The sequence below is a fragment of the Pectobacterium polaris genome (assembly GCF_002307355.1).
Lineage (GTDB): Bacteria > Pseudomonadota > Gammaproteobacteria > Enterobacterales > Enterobacteriaceae > Pectobacterium > Pectobacterium polare.
Genome location: NZ_CP017481.1, coordinates 3,014,737 through 3,036,394 on the forward strand (window position 1 = coordinate 3,014,737; position 21,658 = coordinate 3,036,394).

Annotated in this window: 20 protein-coding genes and 1 tRNA gene; 12 read left to right on the forward strand and 9 right to left on the reverse strand. The window is 43.4% G+C overall.

Features of this window, described 5'->3' with window-relative positions; all coding sequences use genetic code 11:
- Positions 1-7 precede the first annotated feature (7 nt).
- A complete protein-coding gene (gene glnH / locus BJJ97_RS13555) occupies positions 8-754 on the reverse strand; it encodes a glutamine ABC transporter substrate-binding protein GlnH (RefSeq protein ID WP_095699150.1) in 747 nt (248 codons plus the stop codon).
- 390 nt (positions 755-1,144) lie between these two features.
- Complete coding sequence (gene dps, locus BJJ97_RS13560) at positions 1,145-1,648, reverse strand: DNA starvation/stationary phase protection protein Dps (protein WP_010294859.1); 504 nt, start codon at positions 1,646-1,648, stop codon at positions 1,145-1,147.
- A gap of 337 nt (positions 1,649-1,985) precedes the next feature.
- Here dps and BJJ97_RS13565 point away from each other — a divergent pair, with 337 nt between their 5' ends.
- Complete coding sequence (locus BJJ97_RS13565) at positions 1,986-2,537, forward strand: P-loop NTPase family protein (RefSeq protein ID WP_095994286.1); 552 nt, start codon at positions 1,986-1,988, stop codon at positions 2,535-2,537.
- Here BJJ97_RS13565 and rhtA read toward each other — a convergent pair.
- Complete coding sequence (gene rhtA / locus BJJ97_RS13570) at positions 2,525-3,412, reverse strand: threonine/homoserine exporter RhtA (protein ID WP_095994287.1); 888 nt, start codon at positions 3,410-3,412, stop codon at positions 2,525-2,527. The genes BJJ97_RS13565 and rhtA overlap by 13 nt on opposite strands.
- Before the next feature lie 376 nt (positions 3,413-3,788).
- Here rhtA and ompX point away from each other — a divergent pair, with 376 nt between their 5' ends.
- On the forward strand, positions 3,789-4,304 hold the full coding sequence (ompX, locus tag BJJ97_RS13575; RefSeq protein WP_039480180.1) for an outer membrane protein OmpX: 516 nt from the start codon (positions 3,789-3,791) through the stop codon (positions 4,302-4,304).
- Between the two features lie 345 nt (positions 4,305-4,649).
- Positions 4,650-5,819, forward strand: coding sequence for an MFS transporter (locus BJJ97_RS13580; protein WP_095994288.1), 1,170 nt, complete (start codon positions 4,650-4,652; stop codon positions 5,817-5,819).
- Positions 5,820-5,863: 44 nt separating this feature from the next.
- Here the strand turns inward: BJJ97_RS13580 and BJJ97_RS13585 are convergent, their stop codons facing one another.
- Positions 5,864-7,264 carry an EmmdR/YeeO family multidrug/toxin efflux MATE transporter gene (locus BJJ97_RS13585; protein WP_095994289.1) on the reverse strand — a complete coding sequence of 467 codons (1,401 nt, stop codon included), beginning with the start codon at positions 7,262-7,264 and terminating at the stop codon, positions 5,864-5,866.
- A gap of 405 nt (positions 7,265-7,669) precedes the next feature.
- On the opposite strand from BJJ97_RS13585, the gene BJJ97_RS13590 reads away from it, so the two are divergent.
- From BJJ97_RS13590 to BJJ97_RS13600, 3 genes are all read left to right on the forward strand, one after another.
- Positions 7,670-8,206, forward strand: a complete 537-nt coding sequence (locus tag BJJ97_RS13590) for a rhodanese family protein (protein ID WP_095994290.1) — start codon at positions 7,670-7,672, stop codon at positions 8,204-8,206.
- Positions 8,207-8,277: 71 nt separating this feature from the next.
- Positions 8,278-8,607, forward strand: a complete 330-nt coding sequence (locus BJJ97_RS13595; RefSeq protein WP_014914981.1) for a DHCW motif cupin fold protein — start codon at positions 8,278-8,280, stop codon at positions 8,605-8,607.
- 251 nt (positions 8,608-8,858) lie between these two features.
- On the forward strand, positions 8,859-9,581 hold the full coding sequence (locus tag BJJ97_RS13600; RefSeq protein WP_095994291.1) for an alpha/beta fold hydrolase: 723 nt from the start codon (positions 8,859-8,861) through the stop codon (positions 9,579-9,581).
- Between the two features lie 148 nt (positions 9,582-9,729).
- On the opposite strand, the gene BJJ97_RS13605 is transcribed toward BJJ97_RS13600, so the two are convergent.
- Positions 9,730-10,101 (reverse strand): VOC family protein, encoded by a 372-nt coding sequence (locus tag BJJ97_RS13605; RefSeq protein ID WP_095994292.1) that lies wholly within the window; start codon positions 10,099-10,101, stop codon positions 9,730-9,732.
- Between the two features lie 568 nt (positions 10,102-10,669).
- Between BJJ97_RS13605 and BJJ97_RS13610 the strand changes: the two genes are divergently transcribed.
- The 6 genes from BJJ97_RS13610 to BJJ97_RS13635 all read left to right on the forward strand — a co-directional run bounded on the left by BJJ97_RS13610 (position 10,670) and on the right by BJJ97_RS13635 (position 17,031).
- Complete coding sequence (locus tag BJJ97_RS13610; RefSeq protein WP_095994293.1) at positions 10,670-11,524, forward strand: DUF6387 family protein; 855 nt, start codon at positions 10,670-10,672, stop codon at positions 11,522-11,524.
- A gap of 123 nt (positions 11,525-11,647) precedes the next feature.
- A complete protein-coding gene (locus BJJ97_RS13615; RefSeq protein WP_095994294.1) occupies positions 11,648-11,812 on the forward strand; it encodes a helix-turn-helix transcriptional regulator in 165 nt (54 codons plus the stop codon).
- Positions 11,813-12,127: 315 nt separating this feature from the next.
- Entirely contained in the window at positions 12,128-12,709 is a 582-nt protein-coding gene (locus BJJ97_RS13620) for an AAA family ATPase (protein WP_095994295.1), read from the forward strand.
- Positions 12,710-13,522 (forward strand): aldo/keto reductase, encoded by an 813-nt coding sequence (locus BJJ97_RS13625; RefSeq protein ID WP_095994296.1) that lies wholly within the window; start codon positions 12,710-12,712, stop codon positions 13,520-13,522.
- Positions 13,523-14,061: 539 nt separating this feature from the next.
- The gene (locus BJJ97_RS13630) at positions 14,062-14,547 is read left to right on the forward strand and encodes an Hcp family type VI secretion system effector (protein ID WP_014699424.1); all 486 of its coding nucleotides are present in this window, start codon (positions 14,062-14,064) and stop codon (positions 14,545-14,547) included.
- Positions 14,548-14,883: 336 nt separating this feature from the next.
- Positions 14,884-17,031, forward strand: coding sequence for a hypothetical protein (locus tag BJJ97_RS13635; protein WP_095994297.1), 2,148 nt, complete (start codon positions 14,884-14,886; stop codon positions 17,029-17,031).
- Positions 17,032-17,399: 368 nt separating this feature from the next.
- On the opposite strand, the gene BJJ97_RS13645 is transcribed toward BJJ97_RS13635, so the two are convergent.
- The 4 genes from BJJ97_RS13645 to yejM all read right to left on the reverse strand — a co-directional run bounded on the left by BJJ97_RS13645 (position 17,400) and on the right by yejM (position 21,650).
- Positions 17,400-18,041, reverse strand: a complete 642-nt coding sequence (locus tag BJJ97_RS13645) for a hypothetical protein (protein ID WP_095994299.1) — start codon at positions 18,039-18,041, stop codon at positions 17,400-17,402.
- A gap of 262 nt (positions 18,042-18,303) precedes the next feature.
- Positions 18,304-19,533: an integrase domain-containing protein gene (locus BJJ97_RS13650; RefSeq protein WP_095994300.1), complete on the reverse strand. Its 1,230-nt coding sequence runs from the start codon at positions 19,531-19,533 to the stop codon at positions 18,304-18,306.
- 216 nt (positions 19,534-19,749) lie between these two features.
- Positions 19,750-19,826: transfer RNA gene (locus BJJ97_RS13655), tRNA-Pro, on the reverse strand.
- Positions 19,827-19,904: 78 nt separating this feature from the next.
- Positions 19,905-21,650, reverse strand: coding sequence for an LPS biosynthesis-modulating metalloenzyme YejM (yejM, locus tag BJJ97_RS13660; protein ID WP_095994301.1), 1,746 nt, complete (start codon positions 21,648-21,650; stop codon positions 19,905-19,907).
- Positions 21,651-21,658: the final 8 nt, after the last annotated feature.

The window sequence follows — 21,658 nt, forward strand, 5'->3', positions numbered from 1 at the left end:
TCGGCAATTACTTAGGTTCTACGCCAAACCACTTCTTGTAGATCTCAGCATAAGTGCCGTTTTCACGCAGTGTTTTCAGGGCGCCATTCACTTTTTCACGCAGCTCGTTGCTGCCTTTCGGGAACGCGATGCCGTATTGCTGGGCTTTAATGGAATCACCTACCGCTTTAAACTGGCCGTTGCCTGCGGTTTTGATGAAGTAGAGGATATTTGGCGTATCGTGCAGCACGGCGTCAGCACGGTTGGTGCCCAGTTCCATGTAGGCATTGTCGATGTTCGGGAACTGGCGCAGATCTTTGGTTTTGATATTGGCTTTCGCGTAATCAACGGAACCCGTGCCGCTCTTCACCGCAACGACTTTACCCGCCAAATCCTGCTCGCCTTTGATGTCGTTGTTGTCTGCTTTGACCATGACTAGCAGGCCGCTGTCATAGTAACCATCAGAGAAATCGATTGCTTTTTTACGCTCTTCAGTAATCGTAATGCCTGCAAGCGCCAGATCGATGTTACGTGTTTGCAGTGCGGGAATAATGCCGCCGAAGTCCATTGGCTTCAGGGTGTACTTCAGGTCGAGCTGTTTAGCGATAGCATCCCAGAGGTCGATGTCAAAACCGACGTACTTGTCGCCTTGTTTGAACTCAAAAGGGACGAAAGCGGTGTCTGTAGCGACAATCAGTTCTTTCTCAGCAGCATAGCTAGATACGCTCATCATTAGCGTCAGTGCAGCCAAAGAGGCCTTAAGTAGTGATTTCATCAAACCCTTCCTATTAGCAGTTGTGGGAGCTTTTTGTTTTACAGGCGTTTTAAGCATAGTACATCGTACGAAAGTGAAACCTGGGTCAGTTACTCTGCGTTGTGCTTAACCTGTTGCTTTATTTATTGCCCTGCCAGCGGTGAAATTTTCACCTCCGAGTCGCTCAGGCAAGGCGCTGCTATGATTAACTGATTTACAGAAGGGAAACAACCGTTGATTAGCGTTATGACCAATTAATGCGGGCAAAAGCTAATTTTTTGAGCGTCTTAACGGATAAAATGCGTGGTTTGTGCGGGTTATGCCAGAAAATAGGGTAGTTTGAGTCGGGAGACTGACAGTAAAAAGGCTGCCTAGGCAGCCTTGAACGCGTTCGCGGGATGATAACGCTGACTATTCGATGTTTGATTCAATGAACCACAGGAACTGATCCAGATCGCGTGATGCGGCAGTCAGAATGTCCGCAGAGGCCTCATCTTCCGTTTTACCAATGGCTTTGCGTACGTTGTTGGCAACAATCGCATAGCGTTCGGCCAACGCTTTCAGATGATCCTGAACGCTATGGATGTTGGTTGGATAGCTTTTCAGTGAGGTTTGTTTACCCACGATTTGCACAGTACCCAGCGCAACACCGCCTATCTGCACCACGCGCTCGGCGATGGTATCTTGATGGTCAATAATCGAGGTGCGGAAGCCATCCAGCATTTCATGAACGGCGATAAAGTTTGCACCGCGCATGTTCCAGTGCGCCTGTTTGGTAATCAATGACAGGTCGATGAAATCAACAACTAGTTGGTTTAACAGCGCGATCGTCGAGGTTTTAACGCTATCGTCCAAATCATTACGAGTGTAAAGCAGTTCGGACGGTACTGATTTCACGAGTTTAGCGGTAGGCATAATAGTATCCTCTCTTTAATTATTGATAGTCTTGCTGTTCAATGTGATTAATTATAGCAGTGATAAAAATTAATATTGAAAAGAATCACCTATCAAATGGATAGCTATAGCATAACGATGGTGTGGGTATTTTTGGTCAGGATTTATCTGATATCAATAATGTGGCTGCGGTGATGTCAGGGTAATATTTTAATTATCATTGAAACATAATGTCGTATATTGATAAATATCATCACTAGTTAGATGGAAATAGTTATTATTCTCTGCTGCTTAAATAGAGTGACGGCATCGCTTTTTTTTAAAATATAGTGTGTACGAGTAAAAGGAGTCGTGGTGAATGAGAGTGAATATTATTGGCACCAGTGGAAGTGGCAAATCTACGCTGGCTCGTCGCTTGTCTGAAAAGCTGGCTATTCCGTACGTTGAAATGGATGCGTTATTTTGGTTAAAAAACTGGCAAGAACGGACGGATGCCGATTTTTTTCAACGGCTTGAAAGCGCACTGGAGCCTGGAAGCTGGGTGTTGGATGGCAACTATAATCGAACGCGTGATGTCAAATGGCGCAATGTTGATGTCGTGATTTGGGTCGATTACAGCTTTAGCCGTACGCTTTTTCAGGCGGTACAGCGTGCCTTTCTTCGGGCATGGCGTAAAGAGGAGCTCTGGAGCGGCACGGGTAATAAAGAGTCTTTTCTCCGCAGTTTCCTTAGTCGGAATTCAATTATCCTCTGGACAATGAAAACCTATTCAAGAAACCGGAAGCGGTATTTGGCGGATTTAGCCGATCCTCGCTATCGCCATATCCGTTTTATTACTTTGCGTTCTCCTCGGGAATGTGAAACTTTTCTGCAACACTTCCCCAAGGAAATACGCACTCATTCTGCTTGAGTCGTCACTTTGGCTGCGCCCGCCGGTTTGATTGTCAGCGTTGCGCCGATTGACGCAATGATAATAAAGATCAGCGCCATCCACTGAATAAACGATAAATGTTCGCCGAGAAAAAGGATCCCGGAGAGGGCGGCAATCGCGGGTTCCATACTCATCAGCGTGCTGAACGTTCTGGCGGGCAGACGGGTTAGTGCCACCATTTCCAGTGAATAAGGGAGCGCGGTGGACAGGATGGCGACGGCAATACCGAGCGGGAGTATCGAGAGCGAAAACAGCGTGCTCTCGGCGTAATACGCCCCAATAGGGCAGAAGATCAGCGCGGCAATGAAGGAGCCGATAGCGACGGTTCCCGGTCCATGATTTGCCCCCGCTTTTTGCCCAAACAGAATATAAAGAGCCCAACAGGCACCAGCACCCACGGCGCAAGCCGCACCCGTCAAGTCAACATTGCCGATATTGTGGCCCAGCGGCAGTAAGAACCACAGCCCGGCAACGGCCAGAAAAACCCACAGAAAATCAATCGGTCTGCGTGAGGCTAACATCGCAACGGCAAGCGGGCCGGTGAATTCCAGTGCGACAGCAATGCCGAGCGGCACCGTCTGTAATGATAGGTAGAACAGAAAGTTCATCCCGCCCAGTGTCATGCCATACACCAGCAGCGGCAGGCGGTTACTGCTAAAACGCATGCGCCACGGCTTGAAGATGATGCACAGAATGATCGTACCAATTCCCAGACGCAGTGCCGTGACGCCAGTCGCTCCAATGAGCGGAAACAGGCTTTTAGCCAGAGCAGCTCCGCTTTGGATAGAAAGCATCGAGATAATGATGAGCAATACAGGTAGAAATGATGGCGAGCGATGGGAAAATAAGGTCATTCTTTTGGCCTTAAAACAGGTATAACATTCCGTTGCTATTATATCCAATTGTAAACAATTTGTCTGGTATGAATTGACTTTTATTGACCTTTATTTACGCATCATTTAACTGGCGTGTTTTTGCGCAATACCATTAGCATACAAACTGAGCGGGGAATTCGGAATTGTCTGTTTTACTGCGCTGTGGTGAATTTATTTTTAATCTAACTGTCACAATAAAAAACTCAATGTAATTATAGCGATAGGTTGTTTTTGACAATATTTGTTACATCTAAAGCCTAATTGATAAATATTTATAAGGCGGCAAGTCCCGAATTTCTTTGTTATATTTACCTCGTTAGTTAGTCTTTCATAAAATGAATCTGAGGCTGTAAATATGAAAAAAATCGCGTGTCTTTCCGCTCTGGCTTGTGTATTAGCCGTTGGCGCAGGTTCTGCATTTGCTGGTCAAAGTACTGTAACTGCAGGCTATGCTCAAGGTGATGCTCAGGGCGTACAAAATAAAGTTAAAGGCTTTAACCTGAAATATCGTTACGAGCAAGATAATAACCCACTGGGCGTTATTAGCTCATTCACCTACCTGGAAAAAAATGGTAGCGATGGCAGCGACTACAATAAAGGCCAATACATGGGCTTTACTGCGGGTCCAGCTTACCGTCTGAATGACTGGGCAAGCCTGTACGGTGTTGTTGGTTTCAGCCACGGTAAAGTAACGAATAACGCTACCAACGGTCTGAACAACAGCAGCAACGACGATTATGGCTTCACCTACGGTGCCGGTGTTCAGTTCAACCCAATGCAGGACGTTGCGCTGGATGTTGGTTACGAACAAAGCCGTATCCGCAGTGTTGATGTTGGTGCCTGGGCTGTTGGCGTAGGTTACCGCTTCTAATCTAACCCTGTAGGGGTTGTTTACCCTCAGCGTTGGTTGTTAGATGTGTCGAAAGAATCCGCTCTTTTTAGGGCGGATTTTTTTATGGCGAGCTTCCTGCCCGCCATCCTGAGGACCGTCGCAAGCGACGTTTTTTTACGGCCATTTGTCTAAATCAGCGATGAGTATCATCAGTCATTTATCCAGTCACTTTCCAGTTGGTCGATATCCAGTCCTTCTTGCTACGGTTGATCAAGTTCATGCGGTATCGGTCTGTCATAAGATTTTATCTTGACGTTAAGATTCTTTATGTGAAGATAATGTTCATCAAGTTGTAGTGATTTACTCAAGCTATTGAGGTTATACATGGTAGTGACATCAACGGCCCGCACGCGGGCTTTTCTGTTCTTCACAATTATCCTGTTGGGACTAAATTTACGTCCTGTTCTGGCGGGGATTGGCCCATTACTGAATCAGATTCAGGCTGCAACGGGCCTGGATGACAGCATGGCGGGGATGTTAACTACGCTCCCGGTGTTCGCTATGGGGTGGTGCGCGTTATATGGCGGCCAGTTGCAGGCGCGTCTTGGTGAATATCGGGGAATCACGCTGGGCATCGTGGTCATTGCTTTGGCGTGTAGCGCCCGCTGGTGGCTGAATAGCGGTATGGCGCTGCTGGTTAGCGCTGCGCTTGCCGGAATCGGGATTGCTTTGATTCAGGCGCTGGTGCCATCGTTTATCAAGCTCCATTTTGGTCGCCATAGCAGTCTCCTCATGGGCTTTTATACCACCGCGATTATGAGCGGGGCGGCGTTTGCAGCTTCATCGGTTTCTCCGCTAGCAAATGCGTGGGGCTGGCAAAGTGCGCTGGCCTGCTGGGGAATTGTGGCGCTGGTGGCTGCGGTGGCCTGGCGGTGTATTCCTAAAGCGTATACTGCGAAGCAGGATGCAGTGGCTGTCGTAGCAACGCGCCGAAGCGGAATGGACTGGCTGCTGATGGTGTTCTTCGGTATTGGTACGGGGGCGTATACGCTGGTACTGGCATGGCTGCCGCCGTATTACATTCAACTGGGGTTAGATGCGACGCAAAGCGGCCTGATGTTGGGTGGATTAACGCTGACGGAAGTGATTTCCGGCCTGCTGGTGTCAACGTTCATCAACCGTTTTCCCGATCGACGCAAACTGCTGCTTCCTATCCTGATCGTGATGCTGGTGGGGATGATCGGGTTGATTGTGGCACCGCTGACGTTTACGTATCCCATCATTATCATGCTGGGTGTTGGCATTGGTGCACTGTTCCCACTGTCGCTTATCGTAGCGTTGGATCAGGTGACCGAGTCACATAAAACCGGTTCACTGATGGGCTTTGTGCAGGGTGGTGGCTACATCCTTGCTAGCCTGATGCCGCTGCTGGCTGGTTTCATTCGTCAGCATACCGCAGGTCTGGAGCAGGCCTGGATGATCATGACCGTTGGTGTAGTCGTGTTGATTATCATGGCGACTCGTTTTGCTCCGGTGAAGAGCCCGAGTCGCTAAGCGGTTTGTTGTGTTGTAAGCGAGCGGAAACCCGCTCGCTATCATCAATTTGTCGGTGGGCGATAGCGCCATAGCCAGCGTCCGCTCATCAGGCGGCGGTAATAGAAGAACCCGCGTACAATCCAGTCAAAGAACATCCCCATCCACACGCCGATCACGCCAAAACCGAGCATCACGCCGAGGATATATCCCGCGATGACCCTACATCCCCACATGCCTGCCATTGCTACCCACATGGTGTAGCTGGCGTCTTTCGCGCCTTTTAGACCGGCAGGAAGCACCCAGGACGCCGCCCAGATCGGCATAAATAGCGCGTTGAGCCACAGGAGATGTTTTGCCACTTCGATAACTTCCGGCTCATTGGTGTAAAACGACGCCAAAAAGCTGGCACTGGGCACCGACAGGACGGCAAGTACGCACAGCCCGATATTGGACAGCCAGAAGATGTGCTTCAACTGGCGGGTGGACTGCATGATTTGGCCTTTCCCCAGCCTTGTGCCAACGATAATGGTAGCAGCGGCACCGAGTGAATTACCGGGAAGGTTGATCAGCGTTGCGATGGAGAAAGCAATAAAGTTTCCGGCAATGACCTCGGTTCCCATATCTGCCACAAAACGCTGGGTGATCAGCTTGCCGATGTTAAACATCACAGATTCAATGCTGGCGGGAATACCGATACTGAGCACTTCATAGAGGATCGACAGGGTAAAAGGCGCAAAGTAAGACTTGAAGGGAATGCGCAGCGCACCGTTAAAACCGTGCATCAGCGTCAGAATCACGAATACCGCGCCGATATAGCGCGAAATGGTAATACCAATACCCGCGCCAACAAAGCCAAGGCCATCCCAGGAAAATGCCCCGTAAATCAGCAAGCTACTGATGCCAATATTGAGAATGTTCATCCCAATGTTGATAACCATAGGCAACTTGGTATTGCCCGCGCCCCGCAACGCTCCACAGCCTACCAGCGCGATGGCGACAGCAGGATAGCCCCACACCGTCCAGCGAAGGAACGTGAGGGCAAGTTCTTTAACCTGTATGTCGGCCTGTCCTGCGATCAAATCGATGATCGCTGAACCAGCGAATTCAACCAGTGCGACCAATAGAAACGATGACAGAACCAATAATGACATCGATTGACGAGCGGCAGATCGCGCCTGCTTTCTGTTGCGCTGTCCCAGACTGAACGCGACAACAACGGCGGTTCCCAATGCGACGGCGGTAAAGAACGCGATGATGACCATGTTGAAGCTATCAGCCAGACCGACGGCCGCCATGGCTTCTTTCCCCAGCCAACTGACCAGGAAGGTGCTGAAAACCCCCATCAACACGACGCAAAGGCCTTCAATAAAGATCGGGAAGGCGAGCGGTGAGATTTCTCTCCAGAAGAGAACGCGGTTGGAGTAACGCTTTTTATACCAGTCTGTGTCTTTTAATTTTTTCATGAAACGGTCTTGGCGGTATCTCAAGTTTCCCAGTCGGCGCGGTAAACAGAGCCACAAGGTGGCTCGCAAATAGCATTATTTTTGCACGGTACTTATGCATACAGTGACTTATCCATACTGTTACTGATCCATTTTGTGCGATCGCGGCAGCATGGCTGTTTTTTAAAATAGCGTTTCTGTTTACAGAGTATCAGTCGCTAAATCGATGTCCAGTCTGGATTGCTTTCCCCGCGTGGAAAGTTGTTGCGTGTGCCCATTATTTAATTTAGATTTTACTTAATTAGATTTATCTAAATTAATGGTGGCACGCAAACAATCAGCGATGCCACCTTCCTTGCTGACTGAATACCATGTTGAACGATGCATGATGACGGGTTTCAGCGGCGCAAAAAGAGGATCACGATCATGCCAACGCCACTTGCTATCTCACCCGCCCAGGCCCGTAAATTGTTAGATGAAGGGGCGGTGCTCATTGATATTCGCCAGCCGGAAGAACATGCCCGCGAGCACATTGCACAGGCAAGGTTGCACCCGCTGAACTCCTCTGCTGGGTATGTCCTTCCTGATGATGACAAAGAAGGACAGGTTGTGATTTTCCATTGTTTATCCGGCATGCGTTCGGAACAGAATGCCGACTTGCTGGCACAGGCGGTTTCACCCGCAACGGTATTTCTTCTTGAAGGGGGAATGAACGCATGGAAAAAGGCAGGATTCCCGACAGAAGTGAATCGCAAGCAGCCGATTGAACTCATGCGGCAGGTCCAAATCGCCGCTGGCGTACTTATTCTGGGTGGTGTATTACTGGGTTACAGCGTAAACAGCGCTTTCTTCCTGCTCTCTGGCTTTGTAGGTGCAGGGCTGTTGTTTGCCGGGATCACGGGCTTTTGTGGCATGGCAAGACTGTTGATGAAAATGCCGTGGAACCGTGGCACCAAACGCTGATGTGCCGGGATGGCTTGCCGGAAGAGTAAGCGGAGTGTTAACCGATAACGTTAAACAATAGGAGCAGTAATATGGACATGAAAAACATTCCGTTTGGTACGACTGACTGGTCGCAAATAGAGCCCACCGAGCACCGGGGCGACACGGGGATCGCCTATTGGCGAACACAGCGTTTTGATAACATTCGAGTTCGTATTGTTGAGTACACGCCAGGCTATCTGGCTGACCACTGGTGCTCAAAAGGGCATATTTTACTGTGCCTTGAAGGCGAACTTCATACGGAATTAGATGACGGCCGCGTTTTTGTCCTCAAACCGGGAATGAGCTATCAGGTGGCGGATAACGCAGAAGCCCATCGCTCCTACACCGAGACGGGTGCCAAGCTGTTTGTTGTCGATTGATGCCAGGGGGCTAGCTCGGAATCACGGAGAGTAGATTAGCCCTCAATTTTAGCTAACCTTGCAATTTTTCTTGTGACTGACCTGAAAGAATGTGCCGCCTGCAGCAAAGGCTATATCTAGTTCAATCATTTTTCCGTGTTGGTTTTATCCAGATACCTACTGTTATGGCTTTATCTGTATGAACTGTGCCTGTTCTTTAACATCACTATGACTTTTAATGGTTCCACTCATATCTGTTAAGACGATTAAAAATGTCAAAAAATTTTTTACTGATACATGGAGCATGGCAGGGTGCATGGGTCTGGAACAAAATACAATCGAAGCTAGAGGCTGAAGGCAATACAGTAAAAGCCATTGATCTTCCTGGAAGTGGTGATGATCAGACGCCTGCGATTACCGTGTCACTCGATTCTTATGCCCATAAGATTATTGATGCTGCCAGATTACTGTCTGTTCAGGGCAAAGTGACTCTGGTTGGTCACAGCATGGGGGGCGCAGCAATCACTTTAGCGGCGTCGATTGCACCAGAACTGTTTGAAAAACTTATTTATGTCTGCGCTATGATTCCGCAAAACGGTGAATCTGTCGCTATTCTGGCCGAGCAAAGCCAGAAGCTGGGGACGGAAGGACCTGTTGCGCAGCCTAATTTTGATAAAGGCGTTCTGGAACTGGTTCCTGAAAAAATTGCGGCTACATTATTTCATGATTACGGGGGAAACGATGTTGATACGCTCCTTGCGCAGTTTAAACATCAGCCAATTCAGCCTCTGATGGAGACAGTCACATGGACAGAAGGATTTATCGATTTGCCAAAGGCTTACATTGTTTGTACGAAGGACCTTGCCATTTCTCCCAAACTTCAGCTGCAAATGGCTGGAAAAGCGGGTGTTGGCACTATTTATACCCTTGATGCAGGGCATGAACCTTTCTTCTCTCAGGTTGAAAAGTTGAGTGAGTTACTGCTGAAAGCGTGACGGGGAAAAGATAAATCATGAACCCAATACAGCATATATTTCTTACGACCAATGAGACGGTTGTCACCTGATGCGCACAAATTTTTCGCTTCACAGCAGTACGGTCGTCATTTACAGGCGACCGGTTCACGTATAACACTCGCCTTAATTATTTCTTCAGGATCTGTCCGACATCGATACGATTTCCATCCGGATCAGCGAAAACAAATGCTCGAATACCATAATCTTTATCTTGGACACCTTTAACGATCTTGGCACCAATTTCCTGACAAAGGGTGAATAAGGCATTCGCATCATCAACCAGAAGATGTGCGATAGGATGAGAAGCCGCTTTGTGCTGTGGTTGAAGCGTCAAATGTAATTCAGCCTCTTCACGCTTTAATATCATAAAGCCAACAGGATCCCCGTTTTCAAAAACCTTCTTAAAATCCAGTCCATTGATATAGAACTCTTGAGAAACCAAGATGTTTTTGACGGGTAACACGGTTGCTATACGACCAAATCTGACATCATGCTGCATGATCAACCTCGCGATTGACAATGAATCAAAAGCATAGCGTCAGACGGTGCCGAAGCTAAATGACTGGGCGGTGCCAGATGAGTTACTAGGGTATAAGATTTACGGCCTATGTGAAATGGAAACTTGTGCGCTGCTATGGCCAGATCTTATTTATTAACGCTTCATCATGTGCGTAAAATCTGCTTTTATTTAATCATCTCTTATTTTATGACGGGTTATTCCCCCAGTGAAATACAGACGAAAAAAAACCAACCGTAAGAGGTTGGTTTTTCTGGGATTATTTGGTCGGCACGAGAGGATTAAAGTTGTTTGTTTAAGTTTTTGAAAAATAATAATTATTAGTTTTATTAGCATGATGGCTATGCCTATAGCTATGCCTAAAAATCGAAGTCATCCCATCAACAGAAAACATTGGCTCAAACTTCGAACCTTCAGACGATAAAGTATGACATTAGGCCAACGCTATTCAAGTGACAGGAAAACTGGAAAGGGTGATGAGTAGCTAGTCATTCAGTCTAAGTCAACTATCCTTTCTGGACGGAAGAATAGAAGACACTGGATGGCAATAATGAAAAACTTGTCGGACAAAGACATTAAAGAAATCAAAGAATGGCTAAATATCGATACCTATCGGCAGTTTGAAAACATATCTCTTGGGCGGCTTTATCACGAGCTAGTGATGCGGTCATTGTTTTTTAGATCTGACCCTGGGGATGTTGAAATCAGGCTGGCAGAAATTTATACCAAAAGTCTTTTTAGTGGAGAACCCTTCCTCATTACGGATAGCTATATGGAGCTCCTTGCAATAGACAATATGCTTTTTCCATCCCCACACTTCTCTATAACAACGACCGGAAGACTGGCTGATCTTTGTATACACGGTATGAATGATTCGTTGTTTTCCTGGGATGCAAAAAGTGATGAGTATCGTGTGACAAAAGAATTCGCAAATACGCCCATCGCTAAGACATTACCTGTATTTTTTAAAAACAGCATAATGATTGAGATAGATTTCGCCAGTGGCACTGACGAAGAAATCATCGGATCTCTGAGAGAGATGCTCCCACAGTGGCGTAAAATATGGGGCATTGAAGAAGATTTATCAAATACTGTTCGCTTTGGCTATGGAACGATCAAGAAAATTATCAATTACAGGCTGATCCCGATGATCGACATACTGATATGGGCAAAGCACCATGATATCCGTGTGTCAGATGAGCATCTTTCATCACTGCTCTATGACCATGCGGATAAAGAAGGGAGAATCAGAGCGAATAACCAAATAAAAGATACCGATAGACCACTGGCGTTAAAAGCGGTCTGCAAGCCATTCATCATTCAGTTTCATCATTTTCTTAACAAGAACAACCATTTGAAAGAAATGCGGGTTTCGGATGTTATAACGCTTGCAGACAAGGACTAAAAACAGGCGAATTCTGGATGTGCTGAAATTCGCTTGTGATCCCCTGATCTTTTCATATAGTCTCTTCTAAAAGCGGGGAGAGACTATGAATACCCAGAATCGCCTTATTCTAACCCCGAAGTAATGAGAAAAACCGGCTTTGGAAAAGCCTGGATCTATCGCCTTATTAGTGAAGAGCGTTTTCCCCGACCTGTAAAAATTGGGAGTCGTGCTGTCGCATTTGTTGAAAATGAAATTGATGAATGGATATTGACTGCTATCGAAAAAAGAAAAATCTTGAAAGTGTAAAGAATTTCCGTGAATAAAGGCTATATATTTTACAAAATATTTTACATATTATAAGGAAGCCTTTTATTTAAAGGCTTTGCAGGGAGTTAATAAGTCTAAGGTGATCTTAATCTAAAAACTTATGTTTTATACTGGTTTGCTATCAAATGATTCAAGCTCTTTTCATCGTGCAAGTTTTGATGTGCAGGCCACATCAGAACTATTGGAGTTTTTGATAGATAAAGCAAAATTCAGTCATTGGAGTGAAGTTTGCCAAGTATCTCAAATTAATTTATCTCTGAAAAAAGAACATAATTCGCCAACTCAAGGAGAGCTATGGTGAGAAAGTTTTTAATAGGTATAGCAGGAACACACTCAACCGGTAAAAGTTCTTTTTGCAATATTTTGAGTAAAAATCTATTAGCTATCGGTGTTAAAGTTTCAAAAGTTCCATCTTTTGGTAAGTTGGCTTTGGAATTAGGAATACCTTTATTAAGAGATCATACTTTCGAATCGACACTTTGGTTTATTAATAAAACCTTGGAAGAGAAAGAAAATGCCATGAGGAATTCAGATGTAGTTATTGTTGAACGTCCTGAAATTGATTCTTTTGCATATTGGAAAGCAGCCATAGATTATAACAAGAAAGACTGGATTCCAGAAGAAAGAGAAAAAATAGAGTCTCTTGTTCTAGAAAATACCAAAGACTATACTCACCTTTTCGCAACGAAGTTAAATCCCCTGATCCCACTAGCTCCTGGGAGAGATGATGATGTTAAATTTCGTAAAAGTGTGGACTTTCATTTACACCAATTAACTCAATCACTACCTAATAAAATTACTATTCTTAGATCTGATGAGCATGAGAATACCTTGTTAAAGTTATACGACGAAATAACCACCGCATTAAGGACTTAAATGAACTACTCTCTTTCAGGAAATATAATAGGTAGAAGTGTTTGTAGAATAGGCTATGGAGCTATGCGCATTACTGGCCCAGACATATGGGGGCCTCCATCTAATGAGCAGGAAATCATTGACATAATTAGATTTGCAATTGATTTAGGTGTACAACATATTGATACTGCTGATGCATATGGCCCATATATCTCAGAAGAGCTGATTAAAAAAGCGTTATATCCTTACAATGATAATTTACTAATCGCAACAAAAGGGGGCTTCATGAGAGATGGTCCTGGGCTGTGGGTGCCTAATGGCGATCCACTTTATCTTAGACGATGTATTGAAGGCAGCTTGAGCCGGTTGAAATTAGAAGCTATAGATTTATATTATCTACACCGTGTTGATGAAAAAATACCAATATCCGAACAGGTCGGTGAGTTATCTAATATGAAAAAAGAAGGTAAAATAAAAAACATTGGGCTATCAAAAGTAACTTTGGATCAAATAAAAGAATCAGTGAAAATAGATAAAATAGCAGCTATCCAAAATAAATTTAATAGATTATACCGACATGAATCAGAAGGTATAATAAAGTGGTGCGAGGAAGAGAATGTGGCATTTGTACCATATGCACCTTTTGGAATTGGAGCGTGCATCGATTATACAGCGATGAATAGTACTGAAATACTCAGTGGGCAGGCGGCAGTTAATGAAATTTCTTGGCTGTTAGATTACTCGCCTAATATTTTTCCAATACCGAGTACAACTAATATTAAGCATCTAAAACAAAATCTTAATATACTATATAGTCAACGAAATAAAACTTAATGGCACGAATGTATGAAGTTGTTTAGTTGGGGATGTCTTAATTTTTAAACTTAGAGGTAATATTAAAATTTTACTACTTAATTAATCTTTTCCTGCGCCACTGGTGTGTACGAAATAATACTCACAATATCCTTTTTAGCCTAGAGAGACACCATCAGGCAGCTATGAGGGAAGTATAGCCATCCATACTCTGAATCACTTAAAAGTGTAATTATCAGGGGGGCTATATCTGTCACTTAGCTATCTACTAGAGTTAATTGGCACCAAAACGCTAATGTCTGTAATGCTTTAAATACATTTCAACAAACACATCACGAGGTTCAACTTCACTACCAAGAAGCTGCTTCTTAAACTCGTATATTAGGGTTATTTCGTTCTCAGTCAACGGGGAACGCCCATCGTAGTTTACGAATGAGCAAATCGATTCACTGAGCTCTTTGATATCCATATCATCCTAATCATTACAATTGCATCAATGGCCTTGTGTGTGCATTAACGATAATATCCACAATGCTTAAACCATTAAAAAGGAAATTTATATGGCTAATTATGCATACATGACTATCGAAGGTAAATCTCAGGGATTGATTTCTGAGGGCTGCTCCACATTAGAATCTATCGGCAACCGATATCAGGCAGGGCACACCGATGAAATCATGATTTTGGCTTTTAACCATATGATGAGTAATGACGGCCATGCCGTCCATAATCCGATCACCCTGGTAAAACCTATCGATAAGTCAACGCCGTTACTGGCAATGGCATTGAACGAGCAAGAGAAGGTCAAAGTGCTGCTCGACTTTTACCGCACCACGCAACATGCCAAACAAGAGAAATTTTTCTCCATTCAGATCAATGATGGACTCATATCAGATATCAACCTCGTCATGCCCAATATCATTGATGATGGTGCTGGCCTGATATTGGAGCATATCTCTATCAGGTATAAAGATGTGACATGGACGCACCACAAAGCAGGAACATCTGGTTATGCATTGTGGGAAATGACTAAGTTCATGAACTAAACAAATTCGGAGGCAATTCTGTATTTATTTGTATGAACAGACACTTTTGTGGATCAGTGCCATATCTAGTTAGCTAGGGAATTTTGTACCAAAAATGAAGGATGCCAATTATGTAGAAAATTAATTATAGATAAGTATCTCAAATTTCATATACAGCATGTTATTTTAAAGCTAATTTTTAAGTGGGAGATTATAATGATTAAACTTAACATTTAAATGATTTATTAAAAAATGTAACTTACACTATTGTTTATGTTTACTTGTCTAAGATTTTAATTGAGTAATCTAAATATAGTGCATTCTGAAAAACAGTAAAGATAAAAGGATTTGAAATTTATGAAAGAGTTTTTGATATACATAGATAATATTTCACATAAAAAAATTGAAGAAAAGGTTCTTCAAGAAAATATTCTAAAAATAAATAATTTGCTTGATGGCTTTACAGTTAGAAATAAATATAAATTATTAACTTCATGTATAATTGATTTAATAGAATCAATAAGGAAAAGAGATTTCAAGGAATCATATGGATTAGCTAGATTTATATTTTTATGTAATTTTGACGGACAGATAGGATTAGTAAGAAAACTTGGAGCATTTAGAACTTCAAAATATGGCTATAATAAAAATTTGCTCACAAATATTATATTTGATATTTATCAAAGGAGAGATTTTACAGATGAAGATAACAGATACATAACAAGTGTCATCTCGTTGTCACTATTATCCTCTGACATTTTGTCACTTAAAAATAGAATACAGTCGTTTGTTAAATCAAGACCTAACTTTCTAAAGAATGCACTTGCTATAGCTGAAGTTAAATTTCGTGATATAGATAACCTTAACGAAGATAATAAAAGGAATTTTAGAGATGATTTATATTATCTTAGTAGGGAAACCGTCGTGTCTTCTATTTCATATACTTTGCAATTATTAAAGGAGGTTAAGACTGATGTCGCGAATAAGGATAGTATTTATGTTGAAGAATGTAGTATGGATGAGGCTTATTTAAAAATATTTTATGATGCTTATTTGATTCAGTTATTCAATGATGCTGAAATTAATGTTGATTTCTTCTGCTATGATGCTGACCTTGTAAAAGATAATGGAGTTGTTATTCATAACAAAGATTTTGAGTATTCATTACGTCAAGGGTATGCAAAATCTGATCTAAGATGGCAATCTATATTATTAAAATTATTAAATGATCCTTCTTTTAGAAAGGAAGATAGTTTCTCCTATTTTATGGAAGATTTTTGTGAAAATGGTTTTGCTGAAGAACATTTATACTCAATAGTTCAAAAACCAATTGAACGTATTGTTTTAGTTATGTCAATTTTCGTAGATAATATGGATTTATTCTCTAAAGATCATCTTTTCTTTGAAGAAAGAGCTATGTTATGGACTTTATCATTAGAGAATTATAATGTTGATTTTATAAATAAAAAATTATATAAGGACTTTAACGCATTAGATATTATAAAAATACAAAGATTTTTCGGATACCTTAGTTATGTCTATAATTATGCTTACAATAATCTAGTTAATAATAAAGATAAAGATGCAGATATAATCAGGAAAAGATCGGTTCTTCCTGTTATAAAAACGAATGTATTAGCAGATACTTTTAGTAAAATATGTGGTCACTCAACAGAAGATTGTCTGGATTTTATTTCTAGGATTAGCATTGATTTTTCTGATGAAGATCAGATTGTAGATTTGCAGTATAGTCCGATAGTAAAAATGGGAGATTCAAGTCTTATTCTTCCTACTATATTTTCATGTTCAAATTTAATCAGGGCTTTTGCATTAAATGAAAACGTTCATCTATCATCTTTCGATGATAAAGACTCCATGGTCAATTCAATAAAAAACAGTTTTCAAAAAGCGGGTTTCTATGTGAAGTCTGACTTTAAATATGGTAAAGATGAAATAGATATTTTGGCATTTCTTGATGACTCACTGTTTATCTTTGAATGTAAAAACCCATATCATCCTGTAAACTCTTTTGAGTTACGAAATACCTACGGTCATATCTTAAAAGGCTTTGATCAAATAAATAAATTCAAGGGCATTCTCAGTAGTGAAGCATCATTAAAGCAGCTACTATCTAATGCTGGAATAGATTTTAATAAAGTAAATAATATACACTATGGTATTATCAATGCTAATAGAGCTTTGTATGGAATGACAAAAGATAATGTAAAAGTTTATCATGCTAATGAATTGATGAATTTTATAGAAACAGGCGAAGTAAATGTTATGGGGCATGTATATAAAATGTGGGAAAGTAATACTTTCACACAAAATGATCTTGTCAGATTTCTTAAAGGTGATGTTGTTACTTCAGATTTTAAGGAAGTAACTTTAAATTTTCATAATGATTATCAGCTTAGATCTTATTCTATGATTTTCCTAACACATGCTTTTGAGGTTAAAGATTTACCTAAGACTTACAATAGTAAGTATAAGTTAATTAACTAACTAAATTAATCTGATCTGATGGGATATAAGTTTTAGATACAATTTCTGTCAGATCAGACCTGATTTTTATTTATCTCCTAGCAGATGATTTATATTTTCATTAAGTTTAGAATACTACTATTCCCGAAATTTACACATAGAACGCTGCCAGATAAAATCCGTGCCAATAGAATTATTTTCGCCGATTATACCAGTCGCAAAATTTCCCAAAGATGAACATCAGGATGATTGCAACAACCAAGTGATAAACCTTCTCTCTCCATGGCGCATACCCAACAAATACAATGTAGCAAATCCAGAAAAAACAAATCGTTAGTAGTAAAAATCCTAACTGGTAGGATAAAAATAATAAAACTTTCTTGATGATTTTAAGCATGAGATTTAATCTTTTCTCCTACTTTATCAATCAATTCATTAAACATATGATCGCCATATATTCTTTTCACTTTTAGTGATACCATGATCGGCTCCACCATTGGTTCGATTAAAAAGAATAAGAAATCAAGATCGTCTTTTCTTAGTGCGTAATAGACCTCTGGATTCTCAGCGTTCAGGCTTCTTGAGCGATATATTGATCTCTCTGCCATTCCGCCACCTAACAATATGTAATATGAAAAAACAGAGGGTATACTCGCCAGATTTCCAATGCGGGTTGCTAACTGCAATACTACCTGAGATACAATGACACTTCCGGTCATCGCACCCGCAGCGCCGTGGTAAATGTTCCGTTTCTGCGACTCAGATGTGTGTTTGTTGAAGCTATCAAAGATCCTCTTTACAGTTTCATAGATCTTATCGCGTGAAAGAATTCCTCTGTGTATCGCACGGATCATTCTTTCCATTTCTCGTGACCGTGCATATCGGGTATCCGTATCAAGAAATGAGTAGGTGAGATAGCCAAAGTTTTTGCTGACTTCACCCACTCCTGACCCTATACCTCTGTAATACTCACCGGCTGTAAACAGAAGAACTATTTCATCAGCCAGTTCATCCAAGTCTGCTTCAGTCATTGTTATTCCATCCGTGAATTACATGATTGCGTCACAAGACTCATTGTAATGGAATCGGCTAGTGACCAGAACACATTCTTATTACATTAATAGGTTGGTAAGTATTTTATTCGAAAGAGGTTTTTTTAAGGTAGTGGTAAGCTGGACAACGACTTAAAAAGTTTGCCGTTTAGAAACTGAGAATGTAAAGCAATGAACCGAGGTGATAATACAATTTAGCCATCCTTGGCCTTAAATCTATCCTTTTTGTGTAAACTCAGACTTAGCCAGCGACAGAAACGATGCTCGTTTTACCATATGAAGCTGACTCAACATGCTCTCCCCACCACGCCATCATTTCCCTACGTTGTTCCAGATACTGCGCCCTGTTATAGGCTCTCCTGACTTCATTAGTATCGATATGCGCTAACGCTGCTTCAATCACATCAGGGGGAAATCCTTTCTCATTTAGGATCGTTGAGGCAATCGCTCTCATACCATGTGCGACAAGCATATCTTTGAAGCCCATACGTTTGAGTGCCATGTTCGCGGTCTGGCTGTTCATTGGCTCAAGTGGGTTGCGATATCCGGGGAAAACATAATCCCTGTGCTTACTAATGGGTTTCATAACTTCCAGAATCCCCAGCGCTTGCTCTGAGAGCGGGATAATGTGCTCACGTTTCATCTTCATGCGACCGGCAGGAATACGCCATTCTTTTGCGTCAAAATCGATTTCATCCCAGCGTGATTCGGCAGCTTCCGCTGGTCGAGTCATGGTGAGTAATTGCCATTCGATAAGACAACGGGTTTGTCTCCCAATGCTTGCAAATGACAGTGTTTTCATCAGAAGTGGTAATTGCTCTGGCAAGAGGGCAGGGCGATGCTTCACCTTCGGCTTATGAAAAGTGCGTCCGATTCGGGCGGCTGGATTTACTGAGACCAGACCAGAGTTGAGGGCATAATCCATGACTTCATTAATACGCTGACTCAGACGTTTAACAGTTTCAAGTCTGCCTGCGGCATGAGTGGGCTCTAACGCTCTAATAAATCGTTGAGCCGTGATATTAGCAATAGGCATAGAGCCAATGTGTGGGAACACATACTTGCTCATGGATCGCCAGATATCGTTCAACGTATGTGTTGCCAAACCTGCTGATTCTTTAGTTTTAAACCATTCGGCAGCAACTTTTTCAAATGTGTTCTCTGTAGCATTTTTTTGCCGTGATTGCTCTGCTTGCTTATGCTCCTGCGGGTCAACGTCTTTGCTAAGAAGAAGTCGTGCATCTTCGCGGAGCTTACGAGCTTCGGCAAGAGATACCGAAGGGTAAGCGCCAAGGCTAATCATTGCACGTTTGCGAGTGAAGGGTTTGTAGTAGCGAAAACGCCAGAGTTTTGAACCGCTCGGAGTGACCTGTAATTCTAAACCGTCTCCATCGTAGAGGGTGACGGCACGGTCAGTGGACTTGGCGCTTTTGACCTCAGTATTGTTCAGGGGCTTTGTCTGACGTGCCATATCGCTCTCCAATCAAATCCGCAAAGCTGTTAGGCATAGGGTTTAGGCTACATGTTGCGTCGTATGCCTATATCTATGCCTAAAAAGTGTGGATTTCAATGTATCAATATGGAATTCAGTAGACAACAGAAAAACAGCAGGATTATGCAACCTACTGTTTAATCTGTTCTTTATAGTCTTGTCTGGACTTCAGTAGACAAAACGTTGGGGGAAATTTGGTCGGCACGAGAGGATTTGAACCTCCGACCCCCGACACCCCATGACGGTGCGCTACCAGGCTGCGCTACGTGCCGATGCTATGGGCATTTATACTACCTTTTCCTGACCTTATTGCAATAGCCGGATGGAACGACTGCTTTAGATTTAGGCAGTTAGTTGGCAATGAAGCGCCTTTCGTTCGTTAGTACCTGCAAGAGTAGGGCAAGCTGCGGTTTTTCATCATTCAACCGATTTCCTGCCATGTCGTAAGCTCGGTAGTTGCCGTTGCTTTCCAAGACGATGAGCTGATCCTGCGTCGTGATGAGCAGCGTGCCGCCGTTGCCGTTAATCAACCACGGGTAGCGTCGCTGGGCAGAGAACAGGTCTTCACCCTGCGAATAATCATCCGTGCTGTTTTTAACGTGGAGCAGGCGCTGCATCAGTGTCGTCATGACATCTTTGTTGTCCGTCATTTTCGTAATGGTCTGCGCAGGCGTGTTCGGCCAGTGAACAATGAGCGGCGTTTGCCACTGGGTACGGGCAAAACGTGTCGCGTTGCTGGTATTGGCATTCTGGTTTTGTGCAGTTGTCACGATGACGACCGTGTTATTCAGAATGTTTTTTTCCTGCAGAGTACTAATGATTTGCCCAATCTGACGGTCAACGTCCTGAATATTCATGCGGCCGCTAGGCTCAGCTTTGCCATCTGCGGTTTTCGGTGCGCTGCTCAGTTCAACGTAAGAGAACCAAGGCGCTGGATTATTATCGCGGCTGAGCCATTCCTGCCATTGCGTAATGATGGCATCGCCGCCTTGCTGCTGCGGCGCAGGCAAGGAGAAATCAGAAAGCAGCGCTTGACGATAAAGCGGGCTGTTGAAGCCGTTCGCCGAAAATAGCCCAAACTGATAGCCCTGCTGGCTTAACGCGGTGATCAAGGCGGAAGGTTTACGCGCACTCAAAATACCGTCCATATAGGTCGTCGAGAGGCCGTAAAACAGGTTAAACAAGGCGGCGTCTGGCTGAGATCCTGAATCGTAATGATCGCTAAAACGCACGTTTTCCTCAGCGAAACGCGATAGATTCGGCATCCGGTTTTGTATGGCATCGGGCTGCGTATCGTCGATCATCACCATCAGCAGGTTGTAGCCGCTGCCGCTATCGCGGAAGGTGATGTTACTGAGCGGATACTCCACCGTCATGGCTTCAGGATTGCCTTGTTGCGTCAGCCGACGCTGATATTCCTGTGCATCCAGCAGGCCATGTTTTTCCAGAAAACGACGTGCCGTCATCGGATAAGATAGCGGCAGGTTGGCGCGCTGCATGGTAATCGGGCGATAGAAATTCGCATCGGCCCAGATATACATCAGATGTGACGCAAAGAACGCTGAGATGAAAACGCCCGCTAACGGTTTGCCAAAATGGCGACGGTTCAGGCTGCGGAGCTTTTGCCAACACCAGGTGCCGAACAGCATTTCCGCCATGAAAATCAACGGAATGCCGATAAACATCCACTGCCAGTCTCGGGCAATCTCACCTTGTCCGGGGTTGACGACGAGTTCCCAAACGGTGCTGTTGAGGTGCAAGTGAAAGCGTGTAAAGACTTCCACATCCACTAGCAGTATCGTCAGCCCGGCTGTTGCCAGCGCCGCAGACAGGAACCGTAGCAGGCGCTGCGACATCACAATAAACGTGAGCGGGAAGATGACCAGCAGATAGGCGGCAAAGACGATAAAGCTAAAATGACCAAGCCAGCTAACCAGTGCGTAAAGTCGACCGAACAGGGACGTCGGCCAATCGGCAACAAACAGGTAGCGGCTACCCAGCCCCAAAGTGAGCAAAATGTTGAATAAGGCGAACCAGTGTCCCCAACTGATCATCTGGGAGACTTTTTCGCGGTAGCGCTGACGGTTGGTTACCATACGTTGGT

Excerpts from the sequence above, each read along its gene's own strand:
- BJJ97_RS13630 (WP_014699424.1), top strand. The coding sequence starts at position 14,062 with ATGGCTAATTATGCATACATGACTATCGAAGGTAAATCTCAGGGATTG.
- BJJ97_RS13565 (WP_095994286.1), top strand. The coding sequence starts at position 1,986 with ATGAGAGTGAATATTATTGGCACCAGTGGAAGTGGCAAATCTACGCTG.
- BJJ97_RS13645 (WP_095994299.1), bottom strand. The coding sequence starts at position 18,041 with ATGACTGAAGCAGACTTGGATGAACTGGCTGATGAAATAGTTCTTCTG.
- BJJ97_RS13585 (WP_095994289.1), bottom strand. The coding sequence starts at position 7,264 with ATGAAAAAATTAAAAGACACAGACTGGTATAAAAAGCGTTACTCCAAC.
- rhtA (WP_095994287.1), bottom strand. The coding sequence starts at position 3,412 with ATGACCTTATTTTCCCATCGCTCGCCATCATTTCTACCTGTATTGCTC.
- BJJ97_RS13600 (WP_095994291.1), top strand. The coding sequence starts at position 8,859 with ATGTCAAAAAATTTTTTACTGATACATGGAGCATGGCAGGGTGCATGG.
- BJJ97_RS13580 (WP_095994288.1), top strand. The coding sequence starts at position 4,650 with ATGGTAGTGACATCAACGGCCCGCACGCGGGCTTTTCTGTTCTTCACA.
- BJJ97_RS13625 (WP_095994296.1), top strand. The coding sequence starts at position 12,710 with ATGAACTACTCTCTTTCAGGAAATATAATAGGTAGAAGTGTTTGTAGA.
- yejM (WP_095994301.1), bottom strand. The coding sequence starts at position 21,650 with ATGGTAACCAACCGTCAGCGCTACCGCGAAAAAGTCTCCCAGATGATC.
- BJJ97_RS13650 (WP_095994300.1), bottom strand. The coding sequence starts at position 19,533 with ATGGCACGTCAGACAAAGCCCCTGAACAATACTGAGGTCAAAAGCGCC.
- dps (WP_010294859.1), bottom strand. The coding sequence starts at position 1,648 with ATGCCTACCGCTAAACTCGTGAAATCAGTACCGTCCGAACTGCTTTAC.
- ompX (WP_039480180.1), top strand. The coding sequence starts at position 3,789 with ATGAAAAAAATCGCGTGTCTTTCCGCTCTGGCTTGTGTATTAGCCGTT.
- BJJ97_RS13610 (WP_095994293.1), top strand. The coding sequence starts at position 10,670 with ATGAAAAACTTGTCGGACAAAGACATTAAAGAAATCAAAGAATGGCTA.
- BJJ97_RS13605 (WP_095994292.1), bottom strand. The coding sequence starts at position 10,101 with ATGCAGCATGATGTCAGATTTGGTCGTATAGCAACCGTGTTACCCGTC.
- BJJ97_RS13620 (WP_095994295.1), top strand. The coding sequence starts at position 12,128 with ATGGTGAGAAAGTTTTTAATAGGTATAGCAGGAACACACTCAACCGGT.
- BJJ97_RS13635 (WP_095994297.1), top strand. The coding sequence starts at position 14,884 with ATGAAAGAGTTTTTGATATACATAGATAATATTTCACATAAAAAAATT.
- glnH (WP_095699150.1), bottom strand. The coding sequence starts at position 754 with ATGAAATCACTACTTAAGGCCTCTTTGGCTGCACTGACGCTAATGATG.
- BJJ97_RS13595 (WP_014914981.1), top strand. The coding sequence starts at position 8,278 with ATGGACATGAAAAACATTCCGTTTGGTACGACTGACTGGTCGCAAATA.
- BJJ97_RS13615 (WP_095994294.1), top strand. The coding sequence starts at position 11,648 with ATGAGAAAAACCGGCTTTGGAAAAGCCTGGATCTATCGCCTTATTAGT.
- BJJ97_RS13590 (WP_095994290.1), top strand. The coding sequence starts at position 7,670 with ATGCCAACGCCACTTGCTATCTCACCCGCCCAGGCCCGTAAATTGTTA.